The organism is Micromonospora maritima (assembly GCF_902825405.1).
GTDB lineage: Bacteria > Actinomycetota > Actinomycetes > Mycobacteriales > Micromonosporaceae > Micromonospora > Micromonospora maritima.
The window spans coordinates 1-5231 of record NZ_CADEAU010000378.1 but is presented as its reverse complement, the minus strand read 5'-3'; the positions used below and the strand labels follow the sequence as shown (position 1 = coordinate 5231).

Genomic DNA, 5231 nt, shown 5'->3' with positions numbered 1-5231 from the left:
CGGCGAGCAGCAGCGCGCGCCGGACGGTGGTGACCGGCACCTCGGCGGCCCGGGCCACCGCCTCGGCGAGCAGGCCGGCCTGTGCGCCCTGGCGCAGCTCACCCCGGAACAGGCCGACCAGCAGGCGTTGCTCGTCGACGGTCGCCGCGGCGAAGAGCCGACCGACCAGGTCCCGCCGCCGCGCCTGGGAACCCGTGCCGCCGACCCGGGAGATCTCCTCGACCGCCGCGTCGACCCCGGCCACGGTCAGCGTGGGCTCGGCCGCCGGTGGGGGCAGGTCACGCAGACCCGCCCAACCGACACCGGTCTGGCGCTGGCGCAGCTCGCCGGCGAGGTAGCCGGCGCCGGCCGGGATCTCGCCAGGATCGAGCGCGCGCAACGCGGCGGCCAGCAGCTCCACCTTGGCCCGACGGCCGCCGGTGGCGCCGACCGCGGCCGAGGTGGCCGCCAGCTCCGCGAAACGCACGTCCACATCCTGCCAGTCACCTGTGACAGCGGGGCGCTTCCGACGGCCCGGCGCACCGCACGGGTGGCGCCGGGCCGCCGGAAGCTCGGACGCGACGACCCGGGCGTGCCGGTCGCCGGGCCGCGCGCCCGGGGACGGGCCCGGATCGCTCCGGGACCCCTGGAGGTCAGGCCGAGACCGGCTCCTCGACGCGCAGGCCGCGCCCGCGCACGCCGTCGGCGACCCGGGTCAGCAGCGCGTCGAGAGTGACAAGCGTGGCGGAGAGCTCACCGAGCTGTTCCTTGAGCGTGGCCTCGGGCCACGCGGAGACGTCGACGTCCCCCAGAGCACGGACGGCGGCCTGGAGCCGCACCATCTCGTCGTTCGTACGCATGTTCGAAAGACTATAACACCCCGCCGGCCGACACACCGCAAACTCCGACATCCACCCCGAAGTTACGGTTTCGAAGCCGGGCGTGTCGTCGGAGAACACGAGAGCCGGTGCGAGCGACATGCCTCAGCGGCATAGATATGACCCAGTGGTATGTCGCTCGCGACCATTGTCCCGTTCCCGGACCGTCACGCCGTGTGACGACGTCGTCCCGACGACCGAATCAGGCGCGGCCCGTCTCGGCCACCTTCGCCAGCAGCAGCGCCTCGGCCAGGCAGACCCGGGCGAACTCGCCCAGGTGCAGGCTCTCGTTCGGCCCGTGCGCCCGGGCGTGCGGGTCCTCCACGCCGGTCACCAGGATCGCCGCCCGCGGAAACATCTCCTGGAACGTGGCGATGAACGGAATCGAGCCACCCACCCCGATGTCCACCGGGTCGGTGCCGTCCCAGGCACCCCGGAACGCCGCACGGGCCGCGTCGAACATCGGGCCGGTGGCGTCGATGACGCAGGGCGAGCCGTCGTGCTCGAACGTCACCGTCACCCGCGCGCCCCACGGCGCGTGCCGCTCCAGGTGCGCGGTCAGCGCCGCGTACGCCTTCTTCGGGTCGTCGCCCGGGGCCAGCCGCACGCTCAGCTTGGCCTTGGCGGACGGCACCAGCGCGTTCGGGGCCTCGCCGGTGGACGGCGCGTCGACGCCCAGGATCGCCAGCGCCGGCTTGGTCCAGAGCCGGTCGGTGATCCGCCCGGTGCCGAACAGCCGCGCGCCGTCGACCAGGCCGGCCTCGACGCGGAACCGGTCCTCCGGGTAGTCGACGCTGGCGCCCTCGCGGGCGGCCAGCCCCTCCACCGCCACGTCACCGGCGTCGTCGTGCAGCGTGCCGAGCAGCTTCACCAGCGCGGTGAGCGCGTCCGGCACGGCTCCGCCGAACATGCCGCTGTGCACCGCGTGCTCCAGCGTGCGCACCTCGACGAAGCAGTTCACGATGCCGCGCAGCGAGGTGGTCAGCGCCGGCACCCCGACGTCCCAGTTGGCGGAGTCGGCGATCACGATGACGTCCGACGCCAGCTCGTCGCGGTGCTCGTCGAGCAGCCGCTCCAGCGAGTCCGAGCCGTACTCCTCCTCGCCCTCGATGAAGAGCACCACGCCGACCGGGAGCTGGTCACCGAACGCGCGCAGCGCGGCGACGTGCGCCATGATGCCCGCCTTGTCGTCGGCGGCGCCCCGGCCGTAGAGGCGACCGTCGCGCTCCACCGGCTCGAACGGGTCCGACTCCCACAGCGACAGGTCGCCGACCGGCTGCACGTCGTGGTGCGCGTAGAGCAGCACCGTGGGCGCGCCGGGCGGGGCCGCCTTCGTCCCGATCACCGCCGGCTGGCCGCCCGAGCGGACGATCCGGGTGTCCAGGCCGCAGCCGCGCAGCAGCTCGGCCACCGCCTCGGCGGAACGCTCCACGTGCGAGTGGTCGAAGCCCTCGAAGGCGATGCCCGGGATACGGACGAGTCGCTCGAGGTCGGCACGGACGCCGGGCAGTTCGCGCTCGACGGCGGCCCGCACCTCGGACTCGGAGATGATCGGTGAGGTCATGACCGGAATCGTATGCCGGCCTTACCCGACGACGACGTCCGAGCCCGGTCGCCGGCCGAACCGCACGTAGTACCGGTCCGGGTCGTGCGGCACCGCCGGCGCGCCGTCGACGACCAGGTCCACCGCGGCCACCGTACCGTCGGCGGCGAAGTGCGCCCGTTCCCCGGCGTGCCAGCGCCGCAGCTCGGGCAGGACCTGCGCGCCGTCGCGGGCCAGCGCGCGGGACAGCCGCAGTTCGGCCGGCGCGGTGACCAGCACCGACAGCGTCAGCTCGGGGCGCACCAGGGCACGCGCGGCGCTCACGCCCTCCACCAGCAGCACCGGCGCGGCCGGCACCGCCGTCACCCGGTCCAGGAAGCGGCGACGGACCCAGCTGTACCGCCGGTAGCCGCCCGGCCGCCCGGCCCGCACCGGCCCGAGCACCCACTCCTCCAGCCGGGTCCAGAAGGTGAGCTGGTCGTCCCAACCGTCGAGCAGGTCGTCGGTGCGGACCAGCGGCGGCCGGGCCCCGCCGGTCCGCGCCGCGAGGGCGTCCGCGAGGCGCGTCGCGAACACGCTCTTGCCCGCGCCGCTCGGCCCGTCGACGGCCACCAGTCGGGTACGCCCCAGCCGCGCCGGCCCGGCCAGCACCCGCCCGGCCAGACCCGCGTACGCCTCGACCACCGCCACGTTCACCCGACCGACGCTAACGTTCCCCCGTCCGCTGGATCCTGCGACCCGGGCGGGCCCGTTCACCGGGCGGCGCGGCGGCACCCTGGGCATCATCGGGGGGTGCTCCATGACGTGATGTGTCCGGGCGTCGACGCCCTCCTGGAACAGGCCCGCGCCGGTCTCCGCCGGCTCACCCCGCACGAGGCCGTCGAGGCGGTCCGCGGCGGCGCACTGCTCATCGACACGCGTACCGAGGCGCAGCGCCGCGAGGAGGGTGAGCTGCCCGGCGCGATCGTCATCGACCGCACCGTGCTGGAGTGGCGACTCGACCCGGCCAGCGCCTGGCGCATCCCGGAGGCGACCGGGTACGACCGCGAGATCGTGGTGGTCTGCCGGGAGGGCTACAGCTCCAGCCTGGCCGCGGCCAGCCTGCAGACGCTGGGCCTGCGGCAGGCGACCGACATGATCGGCGGGGTGCAGGGCTGGCGGGAGGCCGGGCTGCCGATGTCCGACCGGCCGGCCGACGTGCGCCACTGAGCAGCGCCGACCGGTCCGCGCCGGGACCCTACGGTCACCGGGTCACCGGGTCACCGGCGCACCGGGCGGCACGAACGGCAGACCCGGTGGTGGGCCGGACTCGATCAGCCGCCAGAGCGCGTCCGTGTCGAGGTGCTCCTCGACGAGGTCGCCGAGCAGGTCCAGCGTCCGTTCCCGGGCGGCGGCGAACGAGGTGTCCGGCGCGACCTTGAAGCCGGTCCGCCCGGCCGCCCCGGCGACCTCGGTGAGGAAGCGGCGGCGGAACGCGTCGGACTCGAACGTGCCGTGCCAGTGGGTGCCGTACACCGCGCCGAGCCGGGCCCCCTCGCCGGTGCCGTCGGCGTGGCGCAGCAGCGGCGGCAGACCCGGGTCCGCGGCCGAGACCCGTCCGTGGTGGATCTCGTAGCCGTGGACCGGCACGTCGCCCGCGGCGGTGCCGGCCGCACGGCGCACCGTCTTGCGCTCGTCGAAGGTGATCTCGACGGGGAGCAGCCCGAGGCCGGGAACGCTGCCCCGGCGGCTCTCCACCTGGTCGTGGACGGCCCGGGCCAGCATCTGGAAGCCGCCGCAGATGCCGAGCAGCGGCCGACCCGCGGCGGCGTGCGCGCGGATTGCGTCGGCCAGGCCGGTCTCGCGCAGCCAGGCCAGGTCGGCGACGGTGGACTTGGAGCCCGGGAGCACCACCAGGTCGGCGGCGGCCAGCTCGGCCGGTTCGACGGTCAGCCGGACCCGGACGCCCGGCTCGGTGGCGAGCGCCTCGACGTCGGTGGCGTTGCTGATCCGGGGCAGTCGGACCACCGCCACGTCCAGCCAGTCGGTGCCCCGCGGCGCCGCCGGCCGGCCGAGCACCCGGCCGTAGGCAAGCGAGTCCTCCGCGTCCAGCCACAGGTCGAGCGCCCAGGGCAGCACCCCGTACGTCGGACGGCCGGTGACCTGGCGCAGCATGTCGAGCCCGGGTCGGAGCAGCCCGAGGTCGCCGCGGAACTTGTTGATCACGAAGCCGGCGACGAGCGCCTGGTCGGCGGCGTCGAGCAGCGCGACCGTGCCGAACATCGAGGCGAACACCCCGCCCCGGTCGATGTCGCCGACCACGACCGTCGGCAGCCCGGCCTGCCGGGCCAGCCCCAGGTTGACGTAGTCGCCCGCGCGCAGGTTGATCTCGGCCGGGCTGCCCGCGCCCTCGCAGATCACCACGTCGTACTCGGACCGCAGCTCGGCCAGCGCCGCGTACGCCGTGGCGGCGAGCCGGGGCCGCAGCGTGTGGAAGTTGCCGGCGGTGACCGTGTCGACCGCCGCGCCGAGCAGCACCACCTGGCTGGCGAGGTCGCTGCCCGGCTTGAGCAGCACCGGGTTGAAGCGCAGGTCGGGGACGAGCCCGCAGGCGGCGGCCTGCATCGCCTGGGCCCGGCCCAGTTCGCCGCCACGGCCGTCCGGCCCGACCACGACCGCGGAGTTGTTGGACATGTTCTGCGCCTTGAACGGGGCGACCCGGACGCCCCGGCGGCGCAGCCAGCGGCAGATGCCGGCGGTGACCACGCTCTTGCCGGCGTCGGAGGTGGTGCCGGCGACCAGCAGGCCGCCGCTCACCGACCGCTCCCCCGCCACCCGTCGCCCGCGCGGAC

At 75.2% G+C, this 5231-nt stretch carries 4 protein-coding genes and 2 pseudogenes; 1 reads left to right on the top strand and 5 read right to left on the bottom strand.

Annotated features, from left to right (window positions below; genetic code table 11):
* The 4 genes and pseudogenes from HUW36_RS24895 to HUW36_RS24880 form a co-directional block, all read right to left on the bottom strand.
* Positions 1 to 466 (bottom strand): annotated as a pseudogene (locus HUW36_RS24895) (ATP-dependent DNA ligase); the annotation flags it as partial.
* Positions 467 to 632: 166 nt separating this feature from the next.
* A complete protein-coding gene (locus tag HUW36_RS24890) occupies positions 633 to 839 on the bottom strand; it encodes a hypothetical protein (protein ID WP_174530387.1) in 207 nt (68 codons plus the stop codon).
* A gap of 220 nt (positions 840 to 1059) precedes the next feature.
* Positions 1060 to 2421 carry a dipeptidase gene (locus HUW36_RS24885; protein WP_174530386.1) on the bottom strand — a complete coding sequence of 454 codons (1362 nt, stop codon included), beginning with the start codon at positions 2419 to 2421 and terminating at the stop codon, positions 1060 to 1062.
* Positions 2396 to 3096: pseudogene (locus HUW36_RS24880) on the bottom strand (uridine kinase family protein); the annotation flags it as partial. The gene HUW36_RS24885 and the pseudogene HUW36_RS24880, both read right to left, overlap by 26 nt.
* 111 nt (positions 3097 to 3207) lie before the next feature.
* Between HUW36_RS24880 and HUW36_RS24875 the strand changes: the two are divergent.
* Positions 3208 to 3609: a rhodanese-like domain-containing protein gene (locus HUW36_RS24875; RefSeq protein ID WP_174530388.1), complete on the top strand. Its 402-nt coding sequence runs from the start codon at positions 3208 to 3210 to the stop codon at positions 3607 to 3609.
* 42 nt (positions 3610 to 3651) lie between these two features.
* Here HUW36_RS24875 and HUW36_RS24870 read toward each other — a convergent pair whose 3' ends face one another.
* Positions 3652 to 5196, bottom strand: coding sequence for a cobyric acid synthase (locus tag HUW36_RS24870; RefSeq protein ID WP_174530384.1), 1545 nt, complete (start codon positions 5194 to 5196; stop codon positions 3652 to 3654).
* Positions 5197 to 5231: the final 35 nt, after the last annotated feature.